Source organism: Uniformispora flossi, assembly GCF_049534875.1.
GTDB classification, from domain to species: Bacteria; Actinomycetota; Actinomycetes; order Streptomycetales; family Streptomycetaceae; genus Yinghuangia; species Yinghuangia aomiensis.
The window spans coordinates 214,646-229,790 of record NZ_JBMULZ010000008.1; the positions used below are offsets into that span (position 1 = coordinate 214,646).

Consider the following 15,145-nt stretch of genomic DNA (forward strand, 5'->3'; position numbering starts at 1 on the left):
GCCTCCGGCACCGTGCGGGCCGGACGCGGCGCGGCCTGCCCGCGGCAAGACGTCCCCCGCCGTCGCGTACGCTAAGGCCTTTGGCGCCAGCCGCGCGCTCGCCCGTCCCCGGTGGACGCGCGCGCCGGCCGGGCCCGGGCCGACGAAAGCCGACCGCCCCGCGGCTTCGGTCTTCCGAGGACGGACCGCCCGGTACCGTCGTGACACGTGGGAATGAGGATGGGTATGGCTCCTGGTGGGATTCCGGCCACCGGGCAGGTAGTGGACATCGTGACCGGCTTTGTGACCGGCCCTGACGTGAAGCTGTACCGCAGCGTGCGCGGCCGGACCGGCCACCCGGCGGTCCAGGGCGCCTGCAAGGCGCTCTCGTTCGTCGGCGAACACGGGGGAGTGTTCCTCGCGACCGGCCTCGTCGGCGCGGCCGTCGACCGCGAGCGGCGCACCCAGTGGCTGCGGGCCACGGCGACCATCGCGGGAGCACACGCCGCCAGCATGGCCGTCAAGCGCGTCGTACGCCGCCCCCGCCCGAACTTCCCCGGCCTGGAGCCGCTGGTACGCACCGCGGGGCGGCACAGCTTCCCCTCGTCGCACTCGGTTTCCGCGGCCGCCTCGGTGGTCGCGTTCCGCGGTCTGGTGCCCGGCCGGGTCACCGTCCCGGCCGCCGTCGCGATGGGCTTTTCCCGCCTCGTCGTCGGCGTGCACTATCCGACGGACGTGATCGGCGGGGCGGCCATGGGCGCCGCCGCCGCGCACCTGAGCCGTTCCTGGACCCGGGCCGGCGCGGCCCCGAAGGGGGCCTGAGCCCGTGAGCACGGAGATCGAAGCCACCGCCCAACAGACCGCGGTCGAGGCCGAGGCCCCGCCGCAGCCGATCAGAGGCGGCCTCCTCGGCGGGCTGGTCAAGCTCGCCCGGCCCAAGCAGTGGGTCAAGAACGTCCTGGTGTTCGCCGCGCCGCTGGCGGCCGGCCGCATCGACGAGTGGGCGGTCCTGCGGCAGGGCCTCTACATCTTCGCGATCTTCTGCATCGCGGCGTCGGCGATCTACTACGTCAACGACGCGTTCGACGTGGAAGCCGACCGCGCGCACCCGAAGAAGAAGTACCGGCCGATCGCCTCCGGCGTCGTCCCGGTCAAGCTGGCGTGGGTGCTCGGCCCGATCCTGGGCCTGATCGCGATCGGCCTGTCGTTCCTGCTGTGCAACCCGGGCACCGCGCTCATCGTCGGCCTGTACGTCGTCCTGCACGTGCTCTACAGCTTCTGGTTCAAGCACGTCCAGGTCCTCGACCTGATGATGGTCGCCTCCGGGTTCCTGTTCCGCGCGATGGTCGGCGGCGTGGCCGCGGACATCCCGCTGTCCCGCTGGTTCCTGCTCACCGCGGGCTTCGGCTCGCTGTTCATGGTCGCGGGCAAGCGGTACTCGGAAATGGTGCTGATGGGCGAAGAGGCCGCCAAGACGCGTGCCTCGCTCGCCAACTACTCGATCACGTACCTGCGGTTCGTGTGGCAGATGTCCGTCGCGGTCACCGTGCTGACCTACAGCCTGTGGGCCTTCGACATCCCCAAGGGCGACGCGACCCTGGCCTGGCAGCAGCTCTCGCTGGTGCCGTTCGGCTTCGTGCTGCTGCGTTACGCGGTGTACGTCGACGAGGGAACCGCGGGCGCGCCCGAGGACGTTGTCCTCAAGGACAAGGTCATCGTCGGACTCGGGTTCGCGTGGCTGCTCATGTTCGTTCTGGGAGTGTTCCATGTCTGACGGCCCGGTGGCCGGTACCTTCCGCTCCGACGTTCCGGGGGCTTCCTCCGGCGCGTTCCCCGCGGCGACCCGCAAGCGGCTGACCGGCTGGGCGCGCACGTCGCCGAGCGTCGCGGACGTCGTCGCGCCGATGACTCGCGACCAGGTCGCGGCGGCACTGCAGCGCCGCACCGAACGCGGCGTCATCGCCCGCGGCCTCGGCCGCTCCTACGGCGACCCCGCGCAGAACAGCGGCGGCCTCGTGCTCGACATGACGGCACTGAACCGGGTCCTGGACGCGGACCTGGAGACCGGCGTCATCACCGTCGAAGCCGGCATCAGCCTCGACCGGCTGATCGAACTGTTCGTCCCGTTCGGCTTCTTCGTGCCGGTCACCCCGGGCACCCGGCAGGTGACCGTGGGCGGCGCGATCGGCGCCGACGTGCACGGCAAGAACCACCACGCGGACGGCAGCTTCTGCGACCACGTGCTCGCGTTCGACCTGCTGCTCGCCGACGGCACGGTGCGCACCGTCAGCCCCGACGGCGAGCCGGACCTGTTCTGGGCGACCGTCGGCGGCATGGGCCTGACCGGCATCGTGCTGTCCGCGGTCATCCGCATGAAGCCGATCGAGACGTCGCTGGTGTCGGTGGACACCGACCGCACGCGCGACCTCGACGAGATCATGGCGCTGATGGCGGAGACCGACGAGAAGTACACCTACACCGTCGCCTGGCTCGACTGCCTGGCGAAGGGCCGCAACCTCGGCCGGTCGGTGCTCACCTGCGGCGAGTTCGCCCGGCTCGAGGACCTGCCCGCGAAGAAGCGCGCCAAGCCGCTGCAGTTCAAGGGCGGCTCGCTGGCCACCGTGCCGGACATCATGCCGGGCCGCCTCCCGAACAAGTTCACCATGGGCCTGTTCAACGAGATGTGGTACCGCAAGGCCCCCAAGCACAAGGTCGGGCAGCTGCAGGGCATCACCGGGTTCTTCCACCCGCTCGACGGCGTGCAGGAATGGAACCGGGCCTACGGCAAGACCGGCTTCCTGCAGTACCAGTTCATCGTGCCGTTCGGCCACGAGGACGCGCTGCGCACCATCGTGGAGACCATCAGCGCGGCAGGCGCGCCGTCGTCGCTGACCGTCCTCAAGCGCTTCGGGCCGGGCAACCGCGGCTTCCTGTCGTTCCCGAAGCCGGGCTGGACGCTCACCCTGGACTTCCCGACGAACACCCCGGGCCTGGCGGGGCTGCTGACGCGGCTCGACGAGATCGTGCTGTCCAACGACGGCCGCATGTACCTCGCGAAGGACTCCCGCATGGACCCGGCCGACATGCCCCGCATGTACCCGCGCCTGGAGGAGTTCCGCACGGTCCGCGCCAAGGTGGACCCGGACGGCGTGTTCGTCTCCGACCAAGCCCGCCGCCTCGGCCTCGCCTGATCCGGCCCGACCCGTTGAATGCTTAAGGAACCAAGGGTGAAAGACGCATTGGGCGCACCGCAGTCCCTCCTGATCCTCGGCGGCACGTCGGAGATCGCCCTCCACACCGCCCGCAAGCTGGTCGCCGAACGCGTGCGGCGCGTCGTCCTCGCCGGACGGCCGTCGGACGCGCTCGACCAGGCGGCCGACGACCTGCGCGGGCAGGGCGCGGCGGTCGAGGTCGTCGCGTTCGACGCGGCCGAGCCGGACACCCACGAGAAGGTGATCGACGGGGTGTTCGCCGACGGCGACATCGACGTCGTGCTCCTCGCCTTCGGCGTGCTCGGCGACCAGGAAGCCGACGAGAACGACCCGGTCGCGGCGGCCAAGGTCGCCCAGGTGAACTACGTCGGCGGCGTCTCGGCCGGCCTCGCGTCGGTGAAGGCGCTGCGCCGGCAGGGCCACGGCTCGCTCGCGGTGATCTCGTCGGTCGCCGCCGAGCGCGCCCGCAAGGCGAACTTCATCTACGGCTCGTCGAAGGCCGGCCTGGACGCGTTCGCCCAGGGCCTCGCGGACAAGACGCACGGCACCGGCGTGCACGTCATGGTCGTCCGCCCCGGCTTCGTCAAGACCAAGATGACCGCGGGCATGCCCGACGGCCCGATGGCGACCACGCCGGACGTCGTCGCGGACGGCATCGTCAAGGGCCTGCGCAAGGGCGCCACGACGATCTGGGTGCCCGGTCAGCTGCGGTTCGTGTTCTCGGCACTGCGCCACGTGCCGCGGCCGATCTTCCGCAAGCTGACGATCTGATACGGCTGTTCGAGCGGGCGGCCCCGGCGCTTCGCGCGCCGGGGCCGCCCGCTCGCGTTGCGGGGCGGGGGATCGCGGGCCCAACGGTGTACGGAAATTCGGCACCCCCGGGGGAAAACTGCCCGGTGGCGGGGGAGTAGGGCAGCGGGGGTTGCCGGGAGCGTGACGAGGCGGTCGAACGGCTTCGAACACGGCCGGTCGCCGTCGAACCCGGCGGGTCAGGGCCGCACGCCCACGTCCTCCGCGCGGGCCGCGCCGGCCACCAGCACGTCGGCGGTCGGCGGGAGTTGCGGCTTCGCCGGGTGGGCGCGCCCGGCCGGGCCTTCGGCGAACGCGCGCAGCACGTTCTCCGTCATCTTCGTCAGGACCGCGCGGCTCGTCGGATCGACCGCCATCTCGTGGCACGAATCGCGCAACTGGCACGGCCAGTACGTGGTCCCCGCGGAGAACACGCCCGCCCCGGACGGCGCCGTGTAGTACGACATGGTGCCCATCGCGGCCTCCGGGCCCAGCCGCAGCGGCGCGGCGGCGATCACCTCCAGGGTCGGCGGCGTGCCCGGATCGCCCGGCATCGCCACGTCGTACTCGCCGCCCAGTGAGTTCGCGAGCACCTGCCCGTCGTGCACGCCCGCGCCGGCGTAGATCCACGACGACGCGTCCAGCACCCGGAACGAGCCGACCACGCCGAGCCCGCCCCACGTCGCCCCGACCAGCCGCTGCTCGCCCCGGTCCAGCGGCGACTCGCGCCACGTCACGGTGGCCTGCCCCGGGTCGTCCTTCGCCAGCGGGTCCTCGTCGAACCGCCGGTACACCGCGATCCGGCGGTCCGGGCCCGCCGCCGACGGCTCCAGACGGGCGTGCCAGTACACCGTGTTCGCGCCGAAGAAGGCGAGGTTGACGCCGCGGTCGCGCAGCGCCTCGGCGGCGTCGTACATGCGCCGCGTCCAGTACTCGTTGTGGCCGCCGATCACCAGCGCCTTGTGGCGCAGGACTTGCGACGGGCGGCGGTCCAGGTCGATGTCCGTGATGTAGTCGACGTCCAGGCCGGTGCGCTCGATCGCCTGCACCATCGGCACGTCGTACCAGAACGGCACCAGGTAGCCGCTGCCGGTGTACGGGCGTTCGAAGCTCGCCACCCGCGCCCGGTCGCTGCGCGCGCCGGACGTGTCCTTGGGGCCGCTGTAGAGGCCGTACGCACCGAACGTGTTGTACGCCTGGGCGGTCAGGTTCGCCGTCTGGAAGACCAGCGGCGCGTCGCCCACGTCGTTGCGGACCGTCAGCTGGATGCCGTACGCGCTGCCCGCGCCGTTGCGCAGCACCAGCATGTAGTAGCCCGGCGGCCAGTCCGCGGTGATCGGGATCTCCGCCGACACCGGCCACGCCGTCTCGACGGTGTACGCGGGCGGCAGCGCCTTCGGCTTGTTGCGCTCCACGCTGGAGACACCGCTCGTCGACCACACCAGGCGGCCGCCCGTCCCGCCGTACCAGCCGAGCCGGTACGCGGCCACCGACGCCGGGCCCGGGCCGGTCAGCCGCAGCCGCACGGCGTCCCCGCACGCCACGCTGTCCTGGTCCGCGAACCCCATCAGGTCCGCGCCCCAGCGCTCCGGCACCCGCCAATCGCCGGTCCCCGGCCGGGTGTTCTCCTGCGCGACCCACCCGCGCGGCCGGACCGTGCGCGCGCACGGCGCGGCCGCCGGGCCGGTGCGGTCCGCGGGCAGCGCCCCCGGCCCGCCGCTCGGCGGCTCCGCGGGCTCCGGGCCGGACGCCACCGTGACCGGCGGCGTCGGCGCGGGCCGCGCCGGATCGTCGCAGGCGAGCAGGGCGACCGCGCCGACGGCGAACGCCGCGAGCACGACGCCGAACCGGTTCCGGACCATGGGCTCCTCGTCTCGGCATCCGCGGAAACAGCCGCCGGAGCGCGGACACTACCCGCGAAACGGCATCGTTGGACACCACGCTATACGCACGGACGGCCACGCTGCGTTGCGACGGACGGGCCTTCGGTGGTGAGCCGCAGGGAGGCCCGGGCGGGGAAGCGGCCCGCCCCGCCCGTACCACCCGGCAGGCCACTACGCTGACGCCCATGGTCAACGTGGGGCTCACGGGCGGCATCGGATCCGGCAAGAGCGAGGTGTCGCGGCGGCTGGCCGCGTACGGCGCGGTGGTCGTCGACGCGGACAAGATCGCCCGCGAGGTCGTCGAACCCGGCACTCCCGGACTCGCCGCCGTGGTCGAGGAGTTCGGCACCGAGGTGCTTGCCGCGGACGGGACGCTCGACCGCCCCAGGCTCGGCACCGTCGTGTTCGGCGACAAGGACAAGCTCGCCCGGCTCAACGCGATCCTCCACCCGCTGATCGGCGCCCGCGCCGACGCCCTCCGCGCCGCGGCGGGCCCCGACGCCGTCCTGGTCAACGACGTGCCGCTGCTCGCCGAGAACCGGCTGGAGAAGGCCTACGACCTCGTCGTGGTCGTCGACGCGTCCCCGGAGACCCAGCTCGACCGCCTCGTCCGCTTCCGCGGCATGGCCGAGGCGGACGCCCGCGCCCGCATGGCCGCCCAGGCCACCCGCGCCGACCGGCTCGCCATCGCCGACGTCGTCGTCGACAACGACGGCCCGATCGACGACCTCGCACCGCAGCTCGAAGCCCTCTGGCTGCGCCTGACCGGGAAGCCGGCCCCGGAGACCCCCGAGGACTGACCCGGGCCCAGCCGGGCTCGGAGTGCGGCCATCCGCGTTTGTCGGTCCGAGGCCGTACGGTGGAACGCGTGCGACCCATCACCGACATCCAACGCAGCGTGGCGCCTTTCGAGGTCGTCAGCCCGTACCAGCCCAACGGCGACCAGCCGGCCGCGATCGCGGAGCTGTCGCGCCGGATCCGCGCCGACGAGAAGGACGTCGTGCTGCTCGGCGCGACCGGCACCGGCAAGTCGGCCACGACCGCGTGGATGATCGAGCAGCTCCAGCGGCCGACCCTCGTCATGGCCCCCAACAAGACGCTGGCCGCGCAGCTCGCCAACGAGTTCCGCGAGCTGCTGCCGAACAACGCCGTCGAATACTTCGTGTCGTACTACGACTACTACCAGCCCGAGGCGTACATCGCGCAGACGGACACCTACATCGAGAAGGACTCCTCGATCAACGAGGAAGTCGAGCGGCTGCGCCATTCGACCACCAACTCGCTGCTGACCCGCCGCGACGTGATCGTGGTCGCGTCGGTGTCCTGCATCTACGGCCTCGGCACGCCGCAGGAGTACGTCGACCGCATGGTCCCGCTCAAAGTGGGCCAGGAGATCGACCGCGACGCGCTGCTGCGCAAGTTCGTCGACATCCAGTACGCGCGCAACGACGTCGCGTTCACCCGCGGCACCTTCCGGGTCCGCGGCGACACCATCGAGATCTACCCGGTCTACGAAGAACTCGCGGTCCGCATCGAAATGTTCGGCGACGAGATCGAGTCGCTGATGACGCTCCACCCGCTCACCGGCGAGATCGTCACCAACGACGAGCAGCTCTACGTCTTCCCCGCCACGCACTACGTGGCCGGCCCCGAGCGCATGGAGCGCGCGATCGGCGGTATCGAGAAGGAGCTGGCCGACCAGCTCGAACGCTTCGAGAAGCAGGGCAAGCTCCTCGAAGCGCAGCGGCTGCGCATGCGCACCACGTACGACATCGAGATGATGCGGCAGATCGGCACCTGCTCCGGCATCGAGAACTACTCGCGGCACATCGACGGCCGCGAACCCGGCACCGCGCCCAACACCCTCCTCGACTACTTCCCCGAGGACTTCCTGCTGGTCATCGACGAGTCGCACCAGACCGTCCCGCAGATCGGCGCGATGTTCGAAGGCGACATGTCGCGCAAGCGGAACCTCGTCGAGCACGGTTTCCGGCTGCCGTCCGCGACCGACAACCGCCCGCTCAAGTGGGAGGAGTTCCTGGAGCGAGTCGGGCAGACCGTCTACCTGTCCGCCACCCCGGGCCCCTACGAGCTGTCCCGCGGCGACGGCGTCGTCGAGCAGGTCATCCGCCCCACCGGCCTGATCGACCCCGAGGTCGTGGTCAAGCCCACCGAGGGCCAGATCGACGACCTGGTGCACGAGATCCGCAAGCGTGCCGAACGCGACGAGCGCGTGCTGGTCACCACGCTCACCAAGAAGATGTCCGAGGACCTCACCGACTACCTCCTCGAACTCGGCATCCGCGTCCGCTACCTGCACAGCGACATCGACACGCTGCGCCGCATCGAGCTGCTGCGCGAACTGCGCCTCGGCGAGTTCGACGTGCTGGTCGGCATCAACCTGCTCCGCGAAGGCCTCGACCTGCCCGAGGTGTCGCTGGTCGCGATCCTCGACGCGGACAAGGAAGGGTTCCTGCGGTCGGGCACGTCGCTCATCCAGACGATCGGCCGCGCGGCCCGCAACGTGTCCGGCCAGGTGCACATGTACGCCGACCGGATCACCCCGTCGATGGAGAAAGCCATCGACGAGACGAACCGGCGCCGCGAGAAGCAGATCGCCTACAACACCGAGCACGGCATCGACCCGCAGCCGCTGCGCAAGAAGATCGTCGACATCCTCGACATGATCGCCCGCGAGGACGCGGACACCGCCGAGCTGATGAGCGGCAAGGGCGGCCGCGCCAAGGCGCCGGTGCCGACCCGAGGCCGCGACCTGCCGGACGCCAAGAGCATGCCCGCCGCCGACCTGACCGACCTGATCGGCCAGCTCACCGAGCAGATGCATGCCGCCGCCGCGGAACTCCAGTTCGAACTCGCCGCCCGGCTGCGCGACGAGGTCGGCGAACTCAAGAAGGAGCTGCGCGGCATGAAGGCGGCCGGGATGGCATGACCGCCGGCCCCGGAGGGCGGCGCGGGACCGGCGCAGGACCGGCACGAGAACCGGCACGTGACCGGCCCCGGACGGCCGCACGGCAGCCCGACGGGCCGGTTTTCGCGCCCGGCGGCCGGATTCCCGCGGTTCCGCGGGAACGACTCGTCGTCTCCGGACGTCATGAACGGTAGGTTCGACACCGAGAAGTACCGGCGGAACCCGGGGACGGGGAACGACGCCGGGTACTACGCTGCGGACGCTAGGCCGCGTCGCGCAAAGTGCATTGCGAGGGGAGACATTCAGTGTCCGTCAACATGGTCAAGGGCCAGCGCCTGTCGCTCGAAAAGCAGGGCGGCGGCCAGCTGACCCTGGTCCGGATGGGCCTGGGCTGGGACGCGGTCAAGAAGAAGGGCCTCTTCGGCAACCGTCAGCGCGACATCGACCTGGACGCTTCGTGCGTCCTGTTCGCCGACAACCAGCCGGTCGACGCCGTCTACTTCGGCCACCTGGTCAGTGACGACGGCTCGGTCCGTCACACCGGCGACAACCTGACCGGTGCCGGTGACGGCGACGACGAGTCGATCATCGTCGACCTGTCCCGTGTCCCGGTGCACGTCACGCAGATCATCTTCACGGTGAACTCGTTCCAGGGGCAGACCTTCCAGGAGGTCGAGAACGCCTTCTGCCGCCTGGTCGACGAGACCAACGGCCAGGAGATGGCCCGCTACACGCTGTCCGGCGGCGGCGCCTACAACGCGCAGATCATGGCCAAGCTGTACCGCCACGGCGACGGCTGGAAGATGACCGCGATCGGCGAGGCGGCCAACGGCCGCACCTTCACCGAGCTGATGCCGGCCCTGGCCGCCCACCTCTGACCCGAGGTCCGGCCTGACCCGGTCCCGGACATCCGGAGACCGCGGTATGGCCCTGCAGAACCCGGCGGAAACCTGTAGAACAGTGCCGGTTGTTTTTACCGCGAGCCGGAGGGCCGGTCGGGAGAACCGGCCCTCCGGCTCGTGCGGTTTCCGTCCCACACGGGGCGGGGGAGGGGAACGCAGCATGACTACCGAACTCGTCCGGGGGCAGAACGTCCCGCTGCCCGCTCAGCAGGTGGCGGTGGATATCGCCGCGTCGTGCCCGGTCGAACTCCTCGCCGTGCTCGTCGACGCCGGCCTCAAGGTCCGCGGCGACGGCGACGTGCTGCAGCGCGACGGCAGCACGGCCTCCGGCGTCGTGCTGCGCGCGCAGGGCGTCGACGTCGACCTCACGGCGCTGCCCGAGGACGTGGAGCGCGTCATCGTCGTGGCGACGCTCGAAGGCAGCGGCGTGGACCGGTTCGGCGCGGTCGGCGCACCGGTGGCCACCGTCGCCGCGGGCGGCGCACCGGTCGCCGCGTTCACCATCGTCGACCTCAACTCCGAGCGCGCCCTGCAGGCCGTCGAGCTGTACCGCCGCCAAGGCGCGTGGAAGCTCCGCGCCGTCGGGCAGGGCTACGACGGCGGCCTCGACGCGCTGCTGCGCGACCTCGGCGTCCAGCTCCGCGCCCCGATCGTGGACCGCGTGCGGACCCGCCTGGCCGGGCCGAATGCCGTCGCGCACACTTCCGCGAACGCCCCGGAGCCCCCGCAGCGTTCCGCGGACGCGGCCTCGGAGCCGCCCGCGGCGGGCTTCCCCACCGCGACCGCGCCGCGCGGCGGCGCCCGTCCGGCCCCGGCCGGCGGGCAGAGCGACGCGCAGCGCGAGGCCGCGGCCCGCGAGGCACGCCGCGAGATCGAGCGGCTCTACGAGGACATCTGGGGGGTGTTCGAGGACGCGGCCCGGTCCGCCGCCTCGTTCCGCTCCGCCGTCGGCTACGCCGACAACCGTCTCGACAAGGAACTCGCCGACGTGCTGGCGGACCCGTCCGCGCGCACCTCCCGGGAAGGCCTCGACGCGCAGGAAGGCGCCCGCGCCAAGCACCGCGAACTCGTCGAGCGGGCCCGTACCGGCCTCGACCGGGACGCCGCGCACCTGGCCGGCGAGGTCGCCCAGCTCGAGCCCAAGCTACCGCCGGAGATGGCGCGCTGGGACTCGCCCGCGTGGGCCGCGTGGCGCGCGCCCGAGGACACCGCTCCGGCGATCCGGCTCGGCGACCTGCACCTGCCGGAGACGCCGCAGCTGCGCGTCCCGATGGTGCTGCGGCTGCCGATGGAACGCGGGCTGTGGATCGACAGCGGCGCCACCGGCGTGGACGGCGAACTCGACCTCACCCCGCCGGAGGTCGTCCGGTCCCGCGCCGCCGAACTGGCCCTCACGCTGAGCGCGCGCATGCTGGCCGCGTTCCCGGTGGGCGACCTCAAGCTGCACATCGTCGACCCGGAGGGCAAGGGCGCCGCGGCCGGCCCGTTCGCGCCCCTGTCGTCGAGCGGCCTGCTGGTCGGCCCGGCGGCCACCACCGCGCCGGAGATCGCCGCGCTGCTCGGCAGGCTCATGGACCGGGTCGAGCTGGCGCGCATGGCGGTGGAGAGCGGCGCCACCGACGCGCTTCCCGACCACATCGACTTCAGCCGCCAGTTGCTGGTCGTGCACGGGTTCCCGTACGGCTTCGACGACCGCACCGTGACGCAGCTCCGGCACATCGTCGAGGAAGGCGCCCGCGTCGGCGTGCACGTCGTCGTGGTCGGCAACCGGGAGGACTCCGGGTCGTTCGGGCCGCTGCTGGACCCGCTGTGGCGGGCGCTGCTGCGGCTCACGCCGATCCCGGAGGACCACATCGCGGACCCGTGGGTGGGCCACGCGTGGACGTACACCCCGGACTTGCCGTCGGACGGCACCGGCGTCACGCAGACGCTGCTGACCTGGCTCGCGTCGACCGCGGCGGGCGGCGGACGCTGAGGTCTTCCCCGCGGGGTCTGCCCGACCGGGCGGACCCCGCGTGCCCGTACGGGTGGATCGCGGGGGATTGCGCCGGGCTTCGGGCCGGTGGTCGCTAGGGTGGGCTCGCCTTGACGTGAGCCCAACCGGTGGGCCCCAACCCCTCGGAGTGCCAAGCGTGTTCTCGTATGCCGACGTGCCCGGGCCGCGGACTTCCGGCGTGGCCGCCGCCCGCGCCGTCGAGGTCGGCGCCCTCGAATTCGCCATCGTCGACCTGGAGACCACCGGCTTCTCGCCGGGCCGCGGCGACCGCATCGTGGAGATCGGCGTCGTCCGGATGGCGGGCGACGGCCGGGTGCTGCGCGAATGGACGACGCTCCTCGACCCGGGCCGCGGCGTCGGCGCGACGCAGGTGCACCGGATCACCGCCGCGGACGTGCGCGGTGCACCGCGGTTCGCGGACATCGCCGGGGAGTTGGCCGCCCTCTTCGCCGGCGCGGTGGTCGTCGCCCACAACGCCTCGTTCGAACAGCGGTTCCTCGAAGCCGAATTCGCTGCCGCGGGCATCGCGATGCCGCCGCTGCCCGCGCTGTGCACGATGCGGCTGGCCCGCACGACCGGGCTGGACCTGCCCGACCACAAGCTCGGCACCTGCTGTGCCCACTTCGGCCTGGACTTCCCGGACGCGCACGCGGCGCTCGCCGACGCCCGGGTGACCGCGCGCCTGCTCCCGCTGCTGCTGCGCACCGCCGGTGCCGGGGCACTGGCGCTGCCGGTGCCGCCAGGGCGGGCTCCGGAGCACCCGGAGTACCCGAAATTCCGGGGGATGCTGCGCCCGAGGAGCGGTTTCGAGCCGGTTAGGGCCGGGTGAGCGGGCTCACAACACCATGTTCTGCGGGGTTCGCAACCCTCTGATCACCAAAAATCGCCATGGGAAGGTAAAGGCTTACTTGGTCTTTACTTTACCTTCTGGCAGACTGGCTGCATCGGAGGGGAGTATTCCCCCACGGCACGGTCGTCAGTACGACATATGCCCCTACGTCCCGATGGCGTAGCGCGTGCTCATGTGTCCGGCCTTGCCGGTCCGGGTCGCGGTCCCGCGGATCCGGGCGGAAGAGACCTCCGGCATCGCCGCACACCTGCCACGAATGCCGGAGGCATAGTGGACGTCTCACTGACCACCTGGATCGTGACCATCCTGGTCCTGCTCGCCCTCGTGGGCGTGGACCTCGTCATCAACCGCAAGCCCCACGAAGTCACCCTCAAGGAAGCCTCGCTCTGGGGCGTCTTCTGGGTCGCGCTCGCCGTCGTCTTCGGCCTCGGCCTGTGGTTCTTCACCGAACCGCAGTACGCCGGGGAGTTCTTCGCCGGCTTCATCACCGAGAAGTCCCTCAGCGTCGACAACCTGTTCGTCTTCGTGCTGATCATGGGCAAGTTCGCGGTGCCCGCGCAGTACCAGCAGCGCGTCCTGCTGGTCGGCGTGCTGCTCGCGCTCGTGCTGCGCGGCATCTTCATCGGCCTCGGCGCCGCCGTCGTGGCCACGTTCTCCTGGGTCTTCTTCATCTTCGGCGCGTTCCTGATCTGGACCGCGTGGAAGCTGGTCAAGGAGGCGAAGTCCGACGAGGAGGAGGAGTTCGAGGAGAACGCCCTGCTCCGCTGGGTGGAGAAGGTCGCTCCGACCACCAAGGACTACCGCGGCACCAAGCTGCTGGTGAAGGAGCACGGCAAGCGCCTGGTCACGCCGATGCTCATCGTGATGATCGCGGTCGGCACCACGGACGTGCTGTTCGCGCTCGACTCGATCCCGGCGATCTTCGGCCTCACCCAGGAGCCGTACATCGTCTTCACCGCCAACGCGTTCGCGCTCATGGGCCTGCGGCAGCTGTACTTCCTCATCGGCGGCCTGCTGAAGAAGCTGGTCTACCTGTCCTACGGCCTGTCCGTGATCCTCGGCTTCATCGGCGTGAAGCTGGTGTTCGAGGCGCTGCACGGCCAGGGCGTGCACGTCCCGGAGATCGGCATCCCGGTCTCGCTCGGCTTCATCGTCGTGACCCTCGCGGTGACCACGGTGCTGAGCCTGCGCAAGTCCAAGAAGGACGCGCTCGCCGCCGAACAGGACGCCGGAGAGGCGTCCGAGGACACCCCGGTCGGCACCGGAAGCTGACCCCGGACCGATCCCGACAGACCCCCGGAGCCCCGAGCCCGGGGGTCTCGGGCGGGTGGCGGGATTTCGCCCTGGTAATTCCGCCACCTGCTACGTTGGGCGAACTCGCCGGGGGCCCGGTCGTTCCGGGGATTTATCCGTCTGCTTGGGGACTCCGCATGACAACGCCCGTTTCGCGCCATTCCGTCGATCCGGTGGATTCCGTTTTCGTGCCCGGTGCGCGGAAAGCCACCGAAGGCCGCACCGGTTCCGGAAAATCCGCAACGACCCGCGCGCCCGTCCGGATATCCGGCGTCGGCACCGCGGTGCCGGCGGACTCCTACACCCAGCGGGAACTCGTCGACGTCTTCGGCGCGACCGACGAGCGCGCGGTCGGGTTCTTCCTCAACGGAGGCATCGAACGCCGCCACCTGACCCTCCCCGAAGGCCGCGTCGACAAGGAAACCCGGCACCTCGACCTGGCTTCCCGCGCCCTCCTCGGCGCCCTCGACCGGGCCGGGCTCGCACCACGCGACCTCGGCTACCTCGCACTCGTCACCAGCACCGGCTTCATGACCCCCGGCCTCAGTGCCCGCCTCATGGCCCGCCTGGACACGGACCCGGCCGCGGGCCGCATGGACGTCGTCGGCATGGGCTGCAACGCCGGCCTCAACGCGCTCGGCCCGGTGGCGTCGTGGGCCGCCGGGCATCCGGGCCGGCCCGCCGCGGTGGTGTGCGTCGAATCCTTCTCCGGCGCGTTCGTCCACGACGGATCGCTCGCCGCGGCCGTGGTCAACAGCCTCTTCGGCGACGGCGCGGCCGCGCTCGTCGTGCGGGGCGAGGACGACGGGGCCAAGGGCGGAGCGGGCTCCTCGTCGGGTTCCTCGGCAGGTTCCTCGGCCGGCCCCGAGCTGCTGGACTTCGCGAGCGTCCTGGTCGCGGACGCGATCGGTGCCATGCGCGTCGAGTTCGACCGGAACCAGGGGAAGCGCCGGTTCGTGCTGGAGCGCGACGTGCCGGGCGTGGTCCGCGCCCACGCCGCCCCGCTGATCGACCGGCTGCTGGCAGGCGCCGGGTTGACACGTGTCGACATCGCGCATTGGTGCGTGCATTCCGGCGGCAAAAAGGTGGTCGCCGCGGTCCGCGACAGTCTCGGCCTGGAATCCACGGCACTGCGCCACACGACGAGCGTGCTGCGCGATTTCGGAAACGTGTCGAGCGGATCGTTTCTGTTCTCTTATGAGCGGCTGCTCGACGAGAAGATCGCCGAGCCCGGCGAATACGGGGTATTCATGACCATGGGGCCGGGCTCGACGATCGAGGCGGCATTGTTCCGCTTCTAGCGTTTTCTGCG

The 15,145-nt window shown here is 71.4% G+C and carries 12 protein-coding genes; 11 read left to right on the forward strand and 1 reads right to left on the reverse strand.

What is annotated here, in order from left to right:
• Nucleotides 1–225: 225 nt before the first annotated feature.
• From ACPA54_RS19940 to dprE2, 4 genes are read left to right on the forward strand one after another with little or no spacing between them, the layout of a single operon-like run.
• Entirely contained in the window at nt 226–801 is a 576-nt protein-coding gene (locus ACPA54_RS19940) for a phosphatase PAP2 family protein (RefSeq protein ID WP_345674434.1), read from the forward strand.
• Nucleotides 802–805: 4 nt separating this feature from the next.
• Nucleotides 806–1,753, forward strand: a complete 948-nt coding sequence (locus ACPA54_RS19945) for a decaprenyl-phosphate phosphoribosyltransferase (protein WP_345674433.1) — start codon at nt 806–808, stop codon at nt 1,751–1,753.
• Complete coding sequence (gene dprE1 / locus ACPA54_RS19950; protein ID WP_423531607.1) at nt 1,746–3,170, forward strand: decaprenylphosphoryl-beta-D-ribose oxidase; 1,425 nt, start codon at nt 1,746–1,748, stop codon at nt 3,168–3,170. Before ACPA54_RS19945 ends, dprE1 begins: the two co-directional genes overlap by 8 nt.
• A gap of 36 nt (nt 3,171–3,206) precedes the next feature.
• On the forward strand, nt 3,207–3,962 hold the full coding sequence (gene dprE2, locus ACPA54_RS19955; RefSeq protein WP_423531609.1) for a decaprenylphospho-beta-D-erythro-pentofuranosid-2-ulose 2-reductase: 756 nt from the start codon (nt 3,207–3,209) through the stop codon (nt 3,960–3,962).
• A 218-nt stretch (nt 3,963–4,180) separates the two neighbouring features.
• On the opposite strand, the gene ACPA54_RS19960 is transcribed toward dprE2, so the two are convergent.
• A complete protein-coding gene (locus ACPA54_RS19960) occupies nt 4,181–5,842 on the reverse strand; it encodes a N,N-dimethylformamidase beta subunit family domain-containing protein (protein WP_423531611.1) in 1,662 nt (553 codons plus the stop codon).
• Nucleotides 5,843–6,048: 206 nt separating this feature from the next.
• Here ACPA54_RS19960 and coaE point away from each other — a divergent pair, with 206 nt between their 5' ends.
• The 7 genes from coaE (at nt 6,049) to dpgA (ending at nt 15,134) form a co-directional block, all read left to right on the forward strand.
• Nucleotides 6,049–6,663, forward strand: coding sequence for a dephospho-CoA kinase (gene coaE / locus ACPA54_RS19965; protein ID WP_423531613.1), 615 nt, complete (start codon nt 6,049–6,051; stop codon nt 6,661–6,663).
• 68 nt (nt 6,664–6,731) lie between these two features.
• Entirely contained in the window at nt 6,732–8,813 is a 2,082-nt protein-coding gene (gene uvrB / locus ACPA54_RS19970) for an excinuclease ABC subunit UvrB (protein ID WP_423531615.1), read from the forward strand.
• A 284-nt stretch (nt 8,814–9,097) separates the two neighbouring features.
• Nucleotides 9,098–9,670, forward strand: a complete 573-nt coding sequence (locus tag ACPA54_RS19975) for a TerD family protein (RefSeq protein ID WP_345674427.1) — start codon at nt 9,098–9,100, stop codon at nt 9,668–9,670.
• A 184-nt stretch (nt 9,671–9,854) separates the two neighbouring features.
• Complete coding sequence (locus ACPA54_RS19980) at nt 9,855–11,669, forward strand: TerD family protein (protein ID WP_423531617.1); 1,815 nt, start codon at nt 9,855–9,857, stop codon at nt 11,667–11,669.
• A gap of 157 nt (nt 11,670–11,826) precedes the next feature.
• On the forward strand, nt 11,827–12,519 hold the full coding sequence (locus tag ACPA54_RS19985) for a 3'-5' exonuclease (RefSeq protein ID WP_423531619.1): 693 nt from the start codon (nt 11,827–11,829) through the stop codon (nt 12,517–12,519).
• A gap of 291 nt (nt 12,520–12,810) precedes the next feature.
• Complete coding sequence (locus tag ACPA54_RS19990) at nt 12,811–13,812, forward strand: TerC family protein (RefSeq protein ID WP_423531621.1); 1,002 nt, start codon at nt 12,811–12,813, stop codon at nt 13,810–13,812.
• Nucleotides 13,813–14,006: 194 nt separating this feature from the next.
• Nucleotides 14,007–15,134: a 3,5-dihydroxyphenylacetyl-CoA synthase DpgA gene (dpgA, locus tag ACPA54_RS19995; RefSeq protein ID WP_423531623.1), complete on the forward strand. Its 1,128-nt coding sequence runs from the start codon at nt 14,007–14,009 to the stop codon at nt 15,132–15,134.
• The last annotated feature ends 11 nt before the right edge of the window (nt 15,135–15,145 follow it).